This window comes from Streptomyces pratensis, assembly GCF_016804005.1.
GTDB classification, from domain to species: domain Bacteria; phylum Actinomycetota; class Actinomycetes; order Streptomycetales; family Streptomycetaceae; genus Streptomyces; species Streptomyces pratensis_A.
The window spans coordinates 7,896,228-7,911,804 of sequence record NZ_CP051486.1 but is presented as its reverse complement, the minus strand read 5'-3'; the positions used below and the strand labels follow the sequence as shown (position 1 = coordinate 7,911,804).

Sequence of the window (15,577 nt, the reverse complement as noted above, 5' to 3'; positions counted from 1 at the left end):
CTTGTCGTCGTCGTCGGCTCGCTCGCGAGTGGATCCACTCGATCATGCATCGTCACCGTGCGTAGCGGAATAGTTGCGGTGCGAAAGTCCCCTGTACGAGCTACCGAGATATTCACAACGGCGGCGTTGTCCACAGTTTTTGAGCAAGATCCACATGTTTTTCCACCCCGATGCATGTTGATTCCACTCGCGAAGTCCGCGGGTTTCGGAAACCGCGCATCTCGGAAGCACTCGAGATCGCCGCGAAACCGTGCTGAGGGTCAGTGGGAGAGGGTGGAGATCGTGGCTGGATCTTGCGCGGGCGAAGGAGCGCCGGGCGCCGAAGGGCAGCGGGGCGGGCCGCTGATTGTGACCGAGGACGCGGATTTGCTGGACGATCTGCTCAGGCTGTGCGCGGCGGCCGGGGCAGTGCCCGAGGTGCATCACGGGCCTCCGGGAGAGAAGGAGAGCTGGGAACGAGCCCCGATGATTCTGGTGGGCGACGATGCGGCGCGTGGGTGCCGCGGGGCGTCCCGCAGGCCCGGCGTCATGCTCGTCGGACGCGACCAGGACGACCCCGGTGTATGGCGCCGTGCAGTCGAGATCGGGGCTGAATATGTGCTGAGGCTGCCGGATTCCGAAGGCTGGCTCGTCGACCAGATCGCCAATGCGGTGGAGGGTGTGGGCCGGTCTGCTCTCACTGTCGGAGTGATGGGAGGACGTGGAGGCTCCGGCGCGTCCACGCTGGCCTGTGCGCTTGCTGTGACGGCGGCGCGGTCCGGCCGACGCGCCATGCTGATCGACGGCGACCCCCTGGGCGGCGGGATCGACGTGATGCTCGGAGGTGAGGAATCCGAGGGCTTGAGGTGGCCGGATTTCGCTCGCTCCAAAGGGAGGTTGGGCGGAGGGGCGCTGGAGGAATCCCTGCCCGCACTGCACGGTCTGCGTGTGCTCAGCTGGGGCAGGGAGGACGAAGTGATCGTTCCGCCACAGGCCATGCGGTCGGTGCTCGCCGCAGCCCGCCGACTCGGCGGAGTGGTGGTCGTGGATCTGCCGAGGCGAGTCGATGAGAGCGTGGCAGAGGCACTGGCGCAGCTGGACGTAGGGCTGCTCGTCGTGCCCGGGGAGCTGAGAGCGGTCGCGGCAGCGCAGCGTGTGGCATCCGTTGCCCGGAGAGTCCTGGAGGACCTACGGGTCGTCGCCAGGGGCCCCTACGCGGCAGGCCTGGACGAGCAGTGGGTGGCGCAGGCCCTCGGACTCCCACTCGTCGGCGACCTGCCTCCGGAGGCCGGCTTGCCCTCGGCTCAGGACAGTGGTGTGCCTCCGGGCGGGAATTCTCGCGGCACACTGGCTCGTTTCTGCGCGGCCTTCTGGGATCTTGCTGATTCCCCGGGCCGCTCGAACGGCTCCCTGGCCCGGCCTGGAGGGGGAGGGGCGTCATGACCGAGGCCTTGCTCGACGCCGTGCGCCAGCGGTTGGCCCGCAGCGGTGCGGCGCCCACCCCGGCAGGGGTTGCGGCCGCTCTGAGGGCACAGGGCCGTCTGCTCGGTGACACGGAAGTCCTCGGCGCGGCTGAGGAGTTGCGGGGCGAGTTGGTCGGCACAGGCGTGCTGGAGCGGTTGCTGGCCGACCCGTCGGTGACCGATGTGCTGGTGTCCGCTCCGGACAGGGTGTGGGTGGACCGCGGCGGCGGACTCGAGCTGACCCGAGTCACTTTTCATGATGCGGCAGCCGTTCGGAGGCTGGCGCAGAGGCTTGCCGCGGTAGCGGGGCGCCGCCTGGACGACGCCAGGCCGTGGGTTGACGCCCGGCTGCCGGACGGGACGCGCATGCACGCGGTCCTGCCACCGGTGTCCGTCGGCTCGACGTGCCTCTCCCTGCGGGTGGTGAGGCCCAGGGCCTTCACACTGGCGGAGCTCGTGGCGGCGGGGACCGTCCCGCCCGGCGGGGACCGGCTGCTGAGAGCACTGGTCGAGGCCCGGGTCTCCTATTTGATCAGCGGAGGAACAGGCGCAGGGAAGACGACTCTGCTGTCGAGTCTGCTGGGGGCGGTCGGTGAGCGCGAGCGCATCGTGCTTGCCGAGGACTCGGCGGAATTGCGCCCGGACCACCCGCATGTGATCCGTCTGGAATCGCGTCCCGCCAATCAGGAAGGTGCTGGGCGGGTGACGCTGCGGGACCTGGTGCGCCAGGCTTTGCGTATGCGTCCCGACCGACTGGTGGTGGGAGAGGTCCGGGGCGCCGAGGTGACGGAGCTTCTGGCCGCTCTCAACACGGGACACGAAGGCGGTTGCGGCACGGTGCACGCGAACGCGGCCGAGCATGTTCCGGCGCGTCTGGAGGCTCTCGGGACGGCTGCGGGCCTTGACCGGGAGGCCCTGCACAGTCAGTTGGCAGCGGCGTTGTCCGTGGTCGTCCATCTCGTACGGGACAGGAGCGGACAGCGGCGTCTGGCGGAAGTACATGTGCTCCAGCGGGACAGAACCGGCCTCGTCTTCACCGTGCCGACGCTGCGATGGGGCGCCGGTGGGTTCGAACCGCAGCAGGGCTGGGAGCGGCTCCGGGTGCTGATCGAGGAGAAGCCGTGACGGCGGCGGGCTCCGACGCCCTTATGCAGGTGCTGGCGTGGGCGATGGCAGGATGCGCGGGCCTTGCCGGAAGCCTGGCCGCGGCTGGAGAGCCGGGGGCGCGCCGGGCTCGGGTACTGATGGCTCCTCGGCGGGACCAGCCGTGGGGGCCGGTGGGATGTGCCACGGCCCGCGCGTACGTCGCCGGGCGGAGGGAATGGCTTTGTGCGCCTGTGGCGGCTCTTCTCGCTGTGCTGGGTGAATCGGTGCTGCCGCTGCTGGCGGGCGCTGTGGCGGTTCCGATCGTGAGGCGCTGGCTGCGACAACGTGCGCGGCGGCGCGAGCGCGAGAAGGCCGCCCACGCCGTGACGGCACTCTGTGGGGCGGTGGTCGGCGAGCTGAGGGCCGGGCGGGAGCCCGGAGAGGCCTTGCTCGCAGCAGCCCGCGGCGTCGGCGCTCTGGAAACCGCCGAGTCCGCAGTGCTGGCTGCTGCGCGGTTCGGCGGCGATGTACCCGGCGCGTTGCGGCAGGCGGCGGCGGGGCCCGGCCTCGATGGACTCGCGGGGATGGCGGCCTGCTGGCAGGTGGCGGTGGAGGGCGGTGCCGGGCTCGCGGCAGGTCTGGCCCGCCTTGAGAGCTCGCTACGGGGGGAGAGGCGGCGGCGGGACGAGCTGAGGGCGCAGCTGGCGGGCGCGTGGTCGACGGTTGTGGTCCTGTCTCTGCTGCCGGTGGTGGGGCTGGGGCTGGGGGCGGCACTGGGAGCGGATCCGATGAGGGTTCTGCTGCACAGTCCGGGCGGACTCGTCTGCCTGGTGGCAGGTGGCCTGCTGGAGACCGCGGGGTTGTTCTGGGCCTCGCGGATCGTGCGGACGGGGGAGGCGGCGTGAGCGGGCCGCCTGGTGTGGGGGAACCGCTGGGAGCGGCCGGAGCGGCGCTGGGCACAGCGGCGTATCTCGCCCTTGCACTGACCGCACGGCGGCATGAGCGGGCGATACGCAGACGAGGAGCGCTGCTGACCAAGTCCTGCGCGAGCCTGCGGAGGCGGAGGTGGCTCGATCTGCGCGCGCCGGGCGGGGGCCGCCCGCAGCAGTGGGCGGTTTTCCTGGCCGTGTGGGCAGTCGGCTGGATCCTCGTCGGAGGGCCGGCCGGATGCGGGGTCGGCCTTGCGGGGGCTTTCGGAGTGCGGAGGTGGCAGCGCTCTGTGAGACGGCGTGGTTCAGCCGGGCGGGAGACCGAGGTCGCGCTGATTGCCAGGCAGCTGCCGATCACCGCGGATCTGTTGGCATCCTGCCTTTCGGCGGGCGCAGGACCGCGGGACGCGGCGGAGGCGGTGGGGGAATCCATAGCCGGGCCGGTCGGCGAGCGGCTGGCCCGTGCGGCAGCCGAGATTCTGCTCGGTGGTGAACCGGCCGAGGCATGGGGCCGGTTCGGCGAGTTGCCGGGCGCCGAGCCACTGGCCCGCTGCCTGGAGCGCGCCGCATCGACGGGTGCACCCGCGGCGGAGCCGGTTTCCAGGCTGGCCGACGAGATGCGTGCCGAGCGGGCGAGCGCGGCTGTGGCGCGTGCACAGCGGGCGGGGGTGCTCATCACCGCACCGGTGGGGCTCTGCTTTCTGCCCGCCTTTCTGGCGGTGGGAGTGGCGCCGGTGGTGATCGGGCTGGCGTCCGGGTTGTTGCACCGCAACTGAACGGGAGCAGCGATTTTCCCCGGCGGTCGGCTCCGGCGACGGACGCCGAGAACCATCGGGGCATCAACCGGGGGTCGAACCGTGACCCCCGCTGGTCTCCCGAGAGCCGCCGAGGGCCTGGCTGATTCCCGAGTGGAGCCGGACCGGCTCCGGCTGCCCGAAGTGCGGAAGCGAAGTTCCGAACGAAGCAACGTGGCGTTTGACCAAGGGGGTCGAGATGAGCAGGAAAACGATGGGGCAGTCTCTGAGCGCGCTGTGTCATGTGTGGAAGGCCTGGTTCGGCAGGCGCTCCCGGTGCCGCGGCCTCGACCGGGGGATGACGACGTCCGAGTACGCGGTGGGGACCATCGCTGCCTGCGCGTTCGCGGCGGTGCTCTACAAGGTGGTCACCAGCGGGGCTGTGCTGTCGGCGTTGCAGTCGCTGATCAAGGGCGCCCTCGATGCGAAGTTCTGAAGTGCTACGGAGAAATCAGAGTGGTGACCGGGGAGCGGTGACGGCGGAGGCCGCCATGGTCCTTCCTGTGCTGGTGGGGTTCGTCCTCGTCCTCGTCTGGGCGCTGGTGGCCGCGTCGGACCAGATCCGTTGTGTGGATGCCGCGCGTGCAGGGGCACGAGCAGCGGCCCGTTCGGAGCCGGAGGGCGCGGTACGGGCCGCGGCGCTGGAGGCGGCGCCGGGCAGGGCCCGGGTCTCCGTGGAGCGGGCCGGGGGGCTGTGGCGGGTTCGGGTGGAGGCGCCTACTCCGGGTCCTGGAACGCTGGGCCTGACGCTGAGCGCCGAGGCGGTCGCGTCGGCCGAGGACACTGCCGGGACAGAACTGTGAAGAGGACGAGGGGTGGCTTCGGGGCGGGAGACCGCGGGCTGGCGACGGTCTGGGCGGCCGTCACGACGGCGACGCTCTGCGCGGTGTTCGTGGCGGTGCTGGCTCTGGGGCAGGTCGTGTCCGCCCGCCACAGGGCCGGTGGCGCGGCGGATCTGGCAGCGCTCGCCGCGGCCGACCAGGCTCTGCGCGGTGTGGAGGTGGCGTGCGGGGCGGCCGGTGAGGTTGCCGTGGCCCAGGGAGCGGAGATCGTGCGCTGTGATGTCGAGGGTGAGATCGCCGACGTGACTGCCCGAGTGCGCTTCGGCCCGTACGTACCTGAGGTCAGGTCGAGAGCGGGGCCACCGGAGGAGCTGCCGCCGCCCCGGTGAACGGTGCCCTCATCCGCCGGCCGGCCGGCTCACCCATGTGGCCTCATCCCTCAGCGCTTTCCGGCCGCGGGACTCCCGAGGTCTTCGCCGGGTGGCCTTCCTCGGGTTCCGGCGGCGCGGTTCTGAGCAGTTCGGTCAGCAGCCGCACGGCGCCCCGTTTGTGCAGTGGGTCGTTGCCGTTGCCGCACTTGGGGGACTGGATGCAGGACGGGCAGCCCGCCTCGCACTCGCAGGACGCGATGGCCTGACGTGTCGCGGTCAGCCATGAGCGGGCTGTGTGGAAGGCGCGCTCCGAGAAGCCTGCGCCCCCCGGATGGCCGTCGTAGACGAACACCGTAGGAAGGAGCGTGTCGGGGTGCAGGGGAACGGAGACTCCGCCGATGTCCCAGCGGTCGCAGGTGGCGAAGAGCGGGAGCATCCCGATGGAGGCGTGTTCGGCTGCGTGCAGGGCTCCTCCGAGGATCTCCGGGCTGATCCGGGCGGCGTCGAGCTGGTCCTCGGTGACCGTCCACCACACGGCTCGGGTGCGCAGGGTGCGGGGCGGCAGATCGAGTTTGGTCTCGCCAAGGACCTCTCCGGTGATCAGCTTGCGGCGCAGGAAGGAGACGACCTGGTTGGTGACCTCGACAGAGCCGAAGCAGAGCCGACCGTCACCCCAAGGGATTTCGGTGTCGGTCTCCAGCACGGCGATCGCGGTCGTGTCGCGGGCGTTGGTCGAGTAGGGAGGCACTGCCTCCTCCACCAGGGCGACCGAATCCTCCAGATCCAGCTTACGGACCAGGTACGTCCGGCCCTGGTGGAGGTGGACGGCGCCCTCGTGAACGGCGGTGTGCGCAGCCGATTCGTCAACCGTGCCCAGCAGCCGGCCGGTGCCTTCCTCGACGATCTGGACCGGACGACCGCCCCCGCCGCGGATGTCGGTGAGGTCGGCGGCGCGTTCACGGCGGGTCCAGTGCCAGCCCGTTGTCCGCCTGCGCAGCAACTTCGCGGCCTCCAGTTGTGGCAGAAGCTCGGGCACAGCGGGGCCGAAGAGTGCGATGTCGGAGTCCGTGAGGGGAAGTTCCGCGGCAGCGGCACACAGGTGAGGAGCGAGCACATAGGGGTTGTCGGGGTCCAGGACGGTTGACTCCACGGGCTGCTGGAACAAGGCCTCGGGGTGGTGGACGAGGAAGGTGTCCAGCGGGTCGTCCCGGGCCACGAGGACAGCGAGGGCGCCCTGCCCCGAGCGTCCGGCGCGGCCGGCCTGCTGCCAGAGGGAAGCACGGGTGCCCGGGTAACCGGCGATGACGACGGCGTCCAGGCCCGAGACGTCGATGCCGAGCTCCAGGGCTGTTGTGGCCGCAAGCCCGAGCAGTTCTCCGGAGTGCAGCGCGCGTTCAAGGGCCCGGCGCTCTTCGGGCAGGTAGCCGCCGCGATAGGCGGCGACGCGCCCGGGCAGTGAGCTGTCCACCTCGGCCAGCCGCTCCTTGGCGATGACGCTGACGAGCTCTGCTCCGCGTCGGGAACGGACGAAGGCGACCGAACGCACGCCCTGGACCGTCAGGTCGGTCAGCAGGTCAGCAGTCTCAGCCGTGGCGGTACGGCGTACCGGAGCCCCCCTCTCGCCGTGCAGCTCGGTCAGGGGCGGCTCCCAGAGGGCGAAGACCATCTCTCCCCGCGGCGAGGCGTCGTCGGCGATCTCCTTGACGTCCAGGCCTGTGAGGCGGCCTGCGGCGGCCGAGGGCTGTGCCGCGGTGGCGGAGGCGAGAAGGAAGACGGGGTCGGATCCGTAGCGTGCGCAGAGGCGGCGAAGCCGGCGCAGAACCTGAGCGACGTGAGAGCCGAAGACGCCCCGGTATGTGTGGCACTCGTCGATGACGACGAAGCGGAGGGACCGGAGGAAGGAGGCCCAGCGGGGGTGGGACGGGAGAATGCCTCGGTGCAGCATATCGGGGTTCGTGAGGACGTAATTGGCGTACTGACGCACCCATTCGCGTTCTTCGACCGGCGTGTCCCCGTCGTAGACCGCGGGCCGGATCGCGGAGCCTAGAGGTGCTGCGAGCGCCTTCACCGCGCGGCGCTGGTCGGCGGCCAGCGCCTTGGTGGGGGCGAGGTACAGGGCGGTGGTGCCGCGGCCGTTCGGGGCATGGGCGCCATCGAGGAGGGTACTCAGTACCGGAGCGAGGTAGGCGAGCGACTTGCCGGACGCCGTTCCGGTGGCGATCACGACGGATTCGCCGTCCAGCGCGTGCTCGGCGGCGGCGGCCTGGTGCGTCCACGGATGGTCGATCCCGGACCGGCCGATCGCTGAGATCACTTCTGGCCGGATGCGATCCGGCCAGGTGGCATGGGTTCCCGCTCGCGGGGGCAAGTGCTCCGTATGAGTGATGCGCGCTGCCCGGCCCGCCGTTGCGGCGAGCCGGTCGAGAACCACCGTCGGAGAGGGGCGCGGGCCCGCGTTCTCGGGTGGTCGACTGGGGCGGTGATTCTTGGCCATCGGCACCGAGTGTGTCACTGGCGTGACGGACAATGGTCCCAAGGCGTCGTGCATGGCTGCTGGTAAGTGATTGAATGCCATCGCGGCTGGCGATCCGTCCCCTGGCCTCCGTCGGGGAGACCGAGGGGCGACCGCTCGATAGCAAGGTGCTGGAGGATCCGTGGACCTGTCCCTGTCGACTCGCAATGTGTCCGGGCCTGGTGGCGACCGTACGGTCGTCGAGGTCGGTGGCGAGATTGATGTGTATACCGCGCCCAAGCTGCGCGAGCAGTTGGTCGAGTTGGTGAATGACGGCAGCTACCACCTGGTTGTCGACATGGAAGGCGTCGACTTCCTCGACTCCACCGGCCTCGGCGTGCTCGTGGGCGGCTTGAAGCGTGTCCGGGCCCATGAGGGCTCACTGCGTCTGGTGTGCAACCAGGAGCGCATTCTCAAGATCTTCCGGATCACAGGTCTGACCAAGGTGTTTCCCATTCACACCACGGTCGACGAGGCTGTCGCGGCAACCGACTGAACCGTCGGTGCAGGTCGGCAACTACAGGGCTGACAGGCACGCAGCGACAGACCGGCAGGCGGCAGCAGACGGGCCGCCACGAGCAGGCGGTCGGCCATGTGGTCGGCTGTCGGCTTCGTCGGTTTCCGGAGGAGAATGAGTGCAGGGGTACCGGGCGACACGCCCGGGCCCCTGAAAATGCACGCCCATACGAGGGGGATGGCATGCCAACCGTTGAACTCCGCTTCAGCGCTCAGCCCGAACATGTCAGGACGGCTCGCCTTGTGGCAGCCGCCGTGGCGCGCCGGGCCGGCGTGGACGAGGCGGTGCTCGACGAGGTCAGACTGGCAGTCGGCGAGGCGTGCAGCCGCGCCGTGGGACTGCATCGGAGCCATGACATCACCTCCCCGGTCACGGTCGTTCTGACCGAAGAGGAGAAAGCGTTCTCCATCGAGGTCGGCGATGGTCTTCCTGCCCCGGGGGCCGGCACCTCAGCGCAGGGAGCGCCCGTCGGCGGAGGACCGGACGGACCGGACACCGACGCCGACAGCGAGGACGAGATGGGCCTCGCGGTCATCAGCGGTCTGGTCGACGACGTGGAGGTCCGCACTGGTGCGGACGGCGGAGTGATCCGCATGACCTGGCCGACGGTCCCGGCCGTCGCGCTTTCCTGACCTGGCCGACGGCCCCGGCCGTGGCGCTTTTCCTGACCTGGCCGACGGCCCCGGCCGCTACGCCTACCTGACCTGACCTGACCTGACCTGACTCGGCGTTCCCCGCCCGCTCGGTGCGGCCCCACCATGCCCGGGGCTCGATCCACCGCCTGCGTGGCTCACGCCGCCTTGCCTGGCTCCCGCTGGCGCGGCCCTCATGGCGCTTTGAGTGCGACTGTCTCAGTCTGTGCCGGGCGGCCCACGTTCAGCCCTGTGCCTCGGTGGTGCTGTTGTCTCGGCGGCCGCGTGATCACCATCTCGGACCCTGCCGAACAGGGTCTTTCCTTTTTCGCTTGATCAATGATCTCCGGAATTCCGTGGACGCCACGCGTCTGCCCCATTACTGCATTCGGGTTCAAAGAGAAGCGAGATCGTTTGCCATTGGGTGGACGAAAGTCGATTTCATTGGCCACCCACTGTTTTGATCAGGTTTTGCTCCCTACAATCCGTCCACGTCTTGAGCGCTCAGCGTCAAGGAGGACGTATGGCGGAGTTCCTCAACACCCCACTGGCAGAACTGACGCACGTTTCCGTAGCTTCCGGCCGGTCCACCTCATTCGCAGCCGCAGTACTCACCGACGGCAACCGGCTGATCGTCGTAGTCGTCGCGGTCGTCGCCCTTGCCGCGCTGGTCGTGGCCCAGCTGCTCGTGCGCCAGGTCCTGGCGGCCGGTGAAGGCACCGAACGAATGAGGGAGATCGCGGCAGCCGTCCAGGAAGGTGCGAATGCCTATCTGGCCCGGCAACTGCGCACCGTCGGCATCTTCGCCGTAGTCGTGTTCTTCCTGCTTCTGCTGCTGCCGGCCGACAACTGGTCGCAGCGTGCGGGGCGCTCGCTGTTCTTCCTGGTGGGTGCGCTTTTCTCGGCGGCCACGGGATACATCGGTATGCGACTCGCCGTCCGCAGTAATGTGCGCGTGGCCGCCGCCGCGCGTGAGGCGACTCCCACCGAGGGCGAACCGGAAAAGGATCTCACCACTGTTTCGCACAAAGCCATGAAGATCGCTTTTCGCACAGGTGGTGTGGTCGGCATGATCACGGTGGGCCTCGGCCTCCTGGGCGCCTCCTGCGTGGTGCTCGTGTACGCCGCCGACGCGCCCAAGGTGCTGGAGGGATTCGGCCTCGGTGCCGCGCTGATCGCCATGTTCATGAGGGTCGGAGGCGGCATCTTCACCAAGGCCGCCGATGTCGGTGCCGACCTCGTGGGCAAGGTGGAGCAGGGCATCCCCGAGGACGACCCGCGCAACGCCGCCACCATCGCCGACAACGTGGGTGACAACGTCGGTGACTGCGCGGGCATGGCCGCCGACCTCTTCGAGTCGTACGCCGTCACCCTCGTGGCCGCGCTCATCCTGGGCAAGGTCGCATTCGGTGACGCGGGGCTCACCTTTCCCCTGATCGTCCCGGCGATCGGCGTGATCACCGCGATGATCGGGATCTTCGCCGTCGCGCCGAGGCGTGCCGATCGCAGCGGGATGAGCGCCATCAACCGTGGATTCTTCGTCTCCGCCGTGATCTCGCTCGCCCTGGTGGCGGTGGCCGTCTTCGCCTATCTGCCGGCCTCGTACGCCGAGCTGGGTGGGGTCACCGACTCGGCCATCACCTCGCACGGCGGCGACCCGCGCGTCTTCGCCCTGGTCGCGGTGGCCATCGGGATCGTGCTGGCCGCCCTGATCCAACAGCTCACCGGCTATTTCACCGAGACCGGCCGACGTCCCGTCCGGGACATCGGGAAGTCCTCTCTGACCGGCCCGGCGACCGTCGTCCTCGCGGGTATCTCCATCGGCCTGGAGTCGGCCGTCTACACCGCGCTGCTGATCGGTCTCGGTGTCTACGGGGCCTTTCTGCTCGGCGGTACGTCGATCATGCTGGCGCTCTTCGCGGTGGCCCTGGCGGGGACCGGCCTGCTCACCACCGTCGGGGTCATCGTCGCGATGGACACATTCGGCCCGGTCTCCGACAACGCTCAGGGCATCGCCGAGATGTCCGGAGACGTCACGGGGGCGGGCGCCCAGGTCCTCACTGACCTGGACGCCGTCGGCAACACCACCAAGGCCATCACCAAGGGCATCGCGATCGCCACGGCGGTCCTGGCGGCGGCCGCGCTCTTCGGCTCGTACCGGGATGCCATCGCGACTGCCGTCGATGACGTGGGGGCTCAGGCGGGGGAACTCGGGCTGAGTCTGGACATCTCCCAGCCGAACAACCTGGTGGGCCTGATTCTCGGGGCCGCGGTCGTCTTCCTCTTCTCCGGGCTGGCCATCAACGCGGTCTCCCGTTCGGCCGGGGCCGTGGTCTACGAGGTGCGGAGGCAGTTCCGGGAACACCCCGGGATCATGGACCACACGGAGAAGCCTGAATACGGCCGCGTCGTCGACATCTGCACCAAGGACGCGCTGCGCGAGCTGGCCACGCCAGGGCTGCTCGCGGTCCTGGCGCCGATCGCCGTGGGCTTCACCCTGGGGGTCGGGGCCCTCGGTTCCTATCTGGCGGGGGCGATCGCCACGGGCACCCTGATGGCCGTCTTCCTCGCCAACTCCGGTGGCGCGTGGGACAACGCGAAAAAACTCGTCGAGGACGGGCACCACGGTGGCAAGGGCAGCGAGGCCCATGCCGCGACGGTCATCGGCGACACGGTCGGCGACCCGTTCAAGGACACGGCGGGGCCGGCCATCAACCCGCTCCTCAAGGTGATGAACCTCGTGGCGTTGCTCATCGCGCCGGCGGTGGTGCAGTTCAGTTACGGCGACGGCGCGAGCGCGGGGGTGCGGGCCCTGGTTGCCGTCATCGCCCTCGTCGTCATCATCGGCGCGGTCTATGTGTCCAAGCGACGAGGAATCGCGGTGGGCGACAGCGAGGGACCGAGCGGTGGTGGCGGTGACGACGGCGGGGGCGGCCCGGCCAAGTCCACCGGCCCGGCGGCTGTTTCGTGAGAGATGGGGTCGCGGAGCAGGCCGGTGCCAGGTAAAGCCTGTTCAACGGGGCGTCGGGCGGCGCATCCTGATGTGCCGTCCGCTGCTCACATGCTAGGCCAGGCCACGGCCGCCGAGGGTCACTCGCACGTGTGTCCGAGTGAGCAGGTGAGTTGTATCTCCCTCCTTTTCCTTGGTGCAAATGGCTTCAAAAGAATATATATCGGATGCCCGGCGCCTGATTGTCGCCCACTTGGCGTGTAAGTTCCGGGGCCGAGAGCCTTGGAAGGGACCCAATCCGGTGAACAAGAAGCTTGCAGCCGCACTGTCCGGCGGTGCGGTACTCGTACTGACGCTGTCGGGCTGCAGCGACGACAGCGACAACAAGGTGAACGACTGGGCGAAGAAGGTCTGCGACCAGGTTCAGCCGCAGCTGCAGAAGATCGCGAACGCCAATGCCGCGATCCAGCAGCAGACGGCCGACAACAGCAAGCCCGCTGACGTCCAGAAGACCGACTCGGCCGCCTTCCAGCAGATCTCGCAGGCGTACAAGTCGCTCGGCGCGGCCGTGCAGTCGGCGGGCCCGCCGCCCGTGGACGGCGGGGACACCACGCAGAAGGAGGCCGTGAAGGAGCTCAACGCCTCCTCGGTCGCCTACGCGAACCTGAAGACCAAGGTCGACGGGCTGGACGCGAAGGACCAGGCGAAGTTCGCCGACGGTCTCAAGGACATCGCGGACGAGCTGAACAAGATCAGCACCAACGGTGACCAGGCGCTGAGGAAGCTGCAGTCCGGTGAGGTCGGCTCCGCGATGGCGAAGCAGAAGGGCTGCCAGAAGCCGACGGCCTCGGCTCCGCCCGCGTCCGCTCCGTCGGCCCCGGCTTCCGAGTCGAAGTCCGCATCACCTTCGACCTCGGCGAGCGAGAAGGCATAGAGCGAGAAGTCGTAGAGCAAGAAGTCGTAGAGCGAGAAGTCGTAGAGCAAGAGGGCATGGAGCGAGAAGTCGTTGAGCGGGAGGGCCTGCGGCGGCACCGGCGCGTGTGCGGCGAGGCGTGCCGGCCGTAACGGTGGGCGCGCCAGTGGCTGTAGCGGCGGGCGTGAGCGGCCGCGCCGCCCGGGCGGCCTCGCCGTCGAGCGCCGTGAACAGCGGGAAACCGTGGCGTGAGAGACCCGCTTGCAGCGGTCCGGCCGCCCTCGGGGGCGCCGGGCCGCTGCCGTTGTCGGCGGGAGCGGACACAATGGGCGGGTGAGTACGACCAGCCTCCCCGCATCCGACCGTGCCCCCCGGCTCCGCGAAGCCCTGATCTCCGCCGCCTTCACCGCCGACGGCCTGCTCGAACGGCTCGGCGCGCCCGCGTACGCCGCCCTCGCCCGTAGCGAGACGATCCCGGCGCTCCGGGCCACCCGCGGGAATTCACCCCTCGACACGCTGGTGCGGCTGTTCCTTCTGCAGCGCCCCGTTCCGGCCGCCGCAGCCGCCGTAGCTCTCCCCCTGGAGGAGTGCGTGGAGGACGGCTGGGCGGTTCTGGAGGACGACACGGTCAGAGCGACCGTCGACGTACGGCCCTACGGCGGACCGGAGGGCGAGGACTGGTTCATCGTCTCCGACCTGGGATGCGCGGTCGGCGGGGCCGGCGGCATCGGCTCGCACGAGGAAGGCGTGGTCCTCGGCGTCGGCGGTGCCTCCACCACACTCGCGGGGATCACCGTACGGAAGCCCGTGGCGTCTGCCCTCGATCTCGGTACGGGCTCCGGCATCCAGGCCCTGCACGCGACCCGGCACGCCACCCGGGTCACGGCCACGGACGTCAACCCGCGTGCGCTGGAGTTCACCCGCCTCACCCTTGCCCTGTCCGGAGCCACCCCCGCCGATCTGCGGGAGGGCTCCCTCTTCGAGCCGGTCGGTACGGAGACGTACGACCTGATCGTGTCCAATCCCCCCTTCGTCATCTCGCCCGGTGCCAGGCTGACGTACCGCGACGGAGGCATGGGCGGCGACGACCTGTGCCGGACCCTGGTGGAGCAGGCCGGGGGCCGGCTCAACGAGGGCGGGTACGCGCAGTTCCTTGCCAACTGGCAGCACGTGGAGGGCGAGGAGTGGCAGGACCGGGTGCGCTCCTGGGTGCCGGCCGGCTGCGACGCCTGGATCGTGCAGCGCGAGGTGCAGGACGTCACGCAGTACGCCGAGCTCTGGCTGCGCGACAGCGGTGACCACCGCACCGACCCCGCCCTCTACGCCGAGCGGTACGAGGCCTGGCTGGACGAGTTCGAGGCCCGTAGCACCAAGGCCGTCGGCTTCGGCTGGATCACGCTCCGGAAGTCCGCCGCAGCGGCCTCCGGGATGCCTTCGCTCGTGGCCGAGGAGTGGCCGCACGCCGTGGAGCAGCCTCTCGGACCGGCCGTCGAGGCCCATTTCGCACGGCAGGACTATCTGCGTGAGCACGACGACGCGGCGTTGCTTGCGGCGCACTTCACCCTGGCCGCGGAGGTCGTCCAGGAGCAGGTCGGGCTGCCGGGCGCGGAGGACCCCGAGCATGTGGTGCTGCGTCAGCACCGTGGCATGAGGCGTGCGACCAAGGTCGACGCCGTCGGGGCCGGGTTCGCCGGAGTGTGCGACGGCTCGCTGCCCGCGGGCCGGATCCTCGACGCCATCGCCCAGTTGATGGCAGAGGATCCGGTGCTGTTGCGTGACCGGACCCCCCAGGCGATCCGGCTGCTGGTGGAGGAAGGCTTCATCGAACCCGTCCGGTGAGGCGCGGACACGTCACCCTTACCGCCTTGCCGCTCACCGCGTCCTCGGCGGTGCAGGTTCGCCCGGTGTGCGGTCGTGCTCCGTTCCTGGACACAGGAGTCGCAAGCGCCGGTGCTGAAACCACCTCTGACCAGCACCTTCCGTCTTGGATCCCATGCCGGTCCGGCACTGTCGGCGGGTTCCGCTCAGGGCTGGGCTCCTCGGACAGCTGCGTGCCCTGTGGGTGCCGCCGACGGCGGTTCCCCGGGCAGCAGTGCGGTGTTCACCCGGGGTTCGTGCCGACGACCCCCCGGGGTGGCAGCCTCACCTCTGGTGAGCCGTCCGCACGACTCCGCCGAGCTGCCCGCCCGGAGCGGCGGCGCGGGAGCCACGGGAAGCGCGACGGCGTACGAGCGCCCCGGCGGCAGCCGAGGGGAAGAACGTGAGGGGTACGAACATGGAGAGTGTCACCGCGGCCTTCGCCGGTGCGGCCTTCGCGCTGTTCGGTTCCGCCCTCCTCGTCTGGACAGGGGCGCGCACCATCCAGCGCGCGCCGGTTGCGCTCGGTGTGAGCCCCGTCGCCTCCACCGCTCTCGCCACGTTCTTCGGCGTACTCTTCCTCGTCCTCGGCGTGTGGTGCTTCACCCGCATCTGATCCACTTCTCCGGCGTGGGCGACGGCCGTCGGTCGGCCTCCCCTCAAGCTCTCCGGCAGGACCTCGGAATCCGCAGGCGACAGCCCTGCGAGGAGCGGACCGGGTGGTCCGGGCGGCAGGAATGGCGGAAGTCGGGTTACCGTTCGAGTGGCCGTTGCGGGCTTTTGCCGTTTGAC

At 69.8% G+C, this 15,577-nt stretch carries 15 protein-coding genes; 13 read left to right on the top strand and 2 right to left on the bottom strand.

The genetic code is table 11. The annotated features are described in order from the left end of the window. The first annotated feature begins 282 nt into the window (after nt 1-282). From ssd to HED23_RS33255, 7 genes are all read left to right on the top strand, one after another. Nucleotides 283-1,422, top strand: coding sequence for a septum site-determining protein Ssd (ssd, locus tag HED23_RS33285; protein WP_238442204.1), 1,140 nt, complete (start codon nt 283-285; stop codon nt 1,420-1,422). Next, nucleotides 1,419-2,567, top strand: a complete 1,149-nt coding sequence (locus tag HED23_RS33280; RefSeq protein ID WP_203187020.1) for a TadA family conjugal transfer-associated ATPase — start codon at nt 1,419-1,421, stop codon at nt 2,565-2,567. Before ssd ends, HED23_RS33280 begins: the two co-directional genes overlap by 4 nt. Nucleotides 2,568-2,590: 23 nt before the next feature. Further along, nucleotides 2,591-3,433, top strand: a complete 843-nt coding sequence (locus HED23_RS33275) for a type II secretion system F family protein (protein ID WP_238442346.1) — start codon at nt 2,591-2,593, stop codon at nt 3,431-3,433. Further along, nucleotides 3,430-4,233 (top strand): type II secretion system F family protein, encoded by an 804-nt coding sequence (locus tag HED23_RS33270; RefSeq protein ID WP_203187018.1) that lies wholly within the window; start codon nt 3,430-3,432, stop codon nt 4,231-4,233. Before HED23_RS33275 ends, HED23_RS33270 begins: the two co-directional genes overlap by 4 nt. A 217-nt stretch (nt 4,234-4,450) precedes the next feature. Beyond that, nucleotides 4,451-4,687, top strand: coding sequence for a DUF4244 domain-containing protein (locus HED23_RS33265; RefSeq protein WP_203187017.1), 237 nt, complete (start codon nt 4,451-4,453; stop codon nt 4,685-4,687). Then, the gene (locus HED23_RS33260; RefSeq protein ID WP_203187016.1) at nt 4,674-5,054 is read left to right on the top strand and encodes a TadE family type IV pilus minor pilin; all 381 of its coding nucleotides are present in this window, start codon (nt 4,674-4,676) and stop codon (nt 5,052-5,054) included. Before HED23_RS33265 ends, HED23_RS33260 begins: the two co-directional genes overlap by 14 nt. Next, nucleotides 5,051-5,422, top strand: coding sequence for an Rv3654c family TadE-like protein (locus HED23_RS33255; RefSeq protein ID WP_238442203.1), 372 nt, complete (start codon nt 5,051-5,053; stop codon nt 5,420-5,422). The genes HED23_RS33260 and HED23_RS33255 overlap by 4 nt, the downstream gene beginning before the upstream one ends. A gap of 43 nt (nt 5,423-5,465) precedes the next feature. On the opposite strand, the gene HED23_RS33250 is transcribed toward HED23_RS33255, so the two are convergent. Next, on the bottom strand, nt 5,466-7,979 hold the full coding sequence (locus tag HED23_RS33250; RefSeq protein ID WP_203187015.1) for a DEAD/DEAH box helicase: 2,514 nt from the start codon (nt 7,977-7,979) through the stop codon (nt 5,466-5,468). A gap of 79 nt (nt 7,980-8,058) precedes the next feature. Between HED23_RS33250 and HED23_RS33245 the strand changes: the two genes are divergently transcribed. The 5 genes from HED23_RS33245 (at nt 8,059) to HED23_RS33225 (ending at nt 14,767) form a co-directional block, all read left to right on the top strand. After that, the gene (locus tag HED23_RS33245; RefSeq protein WP_003967428.1) at nt 8,059-8,412 is read left to right on the top strand and encodes an STAS domain-containing protein; all 354 of its coding nucleotides are present in this window, start codon (nt 8,059-8,061) and stop codon (nt 8,410-8,412) included. Nucleotides 8,413-8,615: 203 nt separating this feature from the next. Next, a complete protein-coding gene (locus tag HED23_RS33240) occupies nt 8,616-9,065 on the top strand; it encodes an ATP-binding protein (RefSeq protein ID WP_203187014.1) in 450 nt (149 codons plus the stop codon). Between the two features lie 523 nt (nt 9,066-9,588). Beyond that, a complete protein-coding gene (locus HED23_RS33235) occupies nt 9,589-12,036 on the top strand; it encodes a sodium-translocating pyrophosphatase (RefSeq protein ID WP_203187013.1) in 2,448 nt (815 codons plus the stop codon). Nucleotides 12,037-12,316: 280 nt separating this feature from the next. Further along, nucleotides 12,317-12,949: a small secreted protein gene (locus tag HED23_RS33230; RefSeq protein ID WP_203187012.1), complete on the top strand. Its 633-nt coding sequence runs from the start codon at nt 12,317-12,319 to the stop codon at nt 12,947-12,949. Between the two features lie 312 nt (nt 12,950-13,261). Then, nucleotides 13,262-14,767, top strand: coding sequence for a N5-glutamine methyltransferase family protein (locus tag HED23_RS33225; RefSeq protein WP_203187011.1), 1,506 nt, complete (start codon nt 13,262-13,264; stop codon nt 14,765-14,767). 303 nt (nt 14,768-15,070) lie between these two features. On the opposite strand, the gene HED23_RS35790 is transcribed toward HED23_RS33225, so the two are convergent. Continuing rightward, nucleotides 15,071-15,205 (bottom strand): hypothetical protein, encoded by a 135-nt coding sequence (locus HED23_RS35790; RefSeq protein WP_274383047.1) that lies wholly within the window; start codon nt 15,203-15,205, stop codon nt 15,071-15,073. Between HED23_RS35790 and HED23_RS33220 the strand changes: the two genes are divergently transcribed. Continuing rightward, entirely contained in the window at nt 15,204-15,401 is a 198-nt protein-coding gene (locus tag HED23_RS33220; RefSeq protein WP_203187010.1) for a hypothetical protein, read from the top strand. The two genes, HED23_RS35790 and HED23_RS33220, sit on opposite strands and share 2 nt — an antisense overlap. Nucleotides 15,402-15,577: the final 176 nt, after the last annotated feature.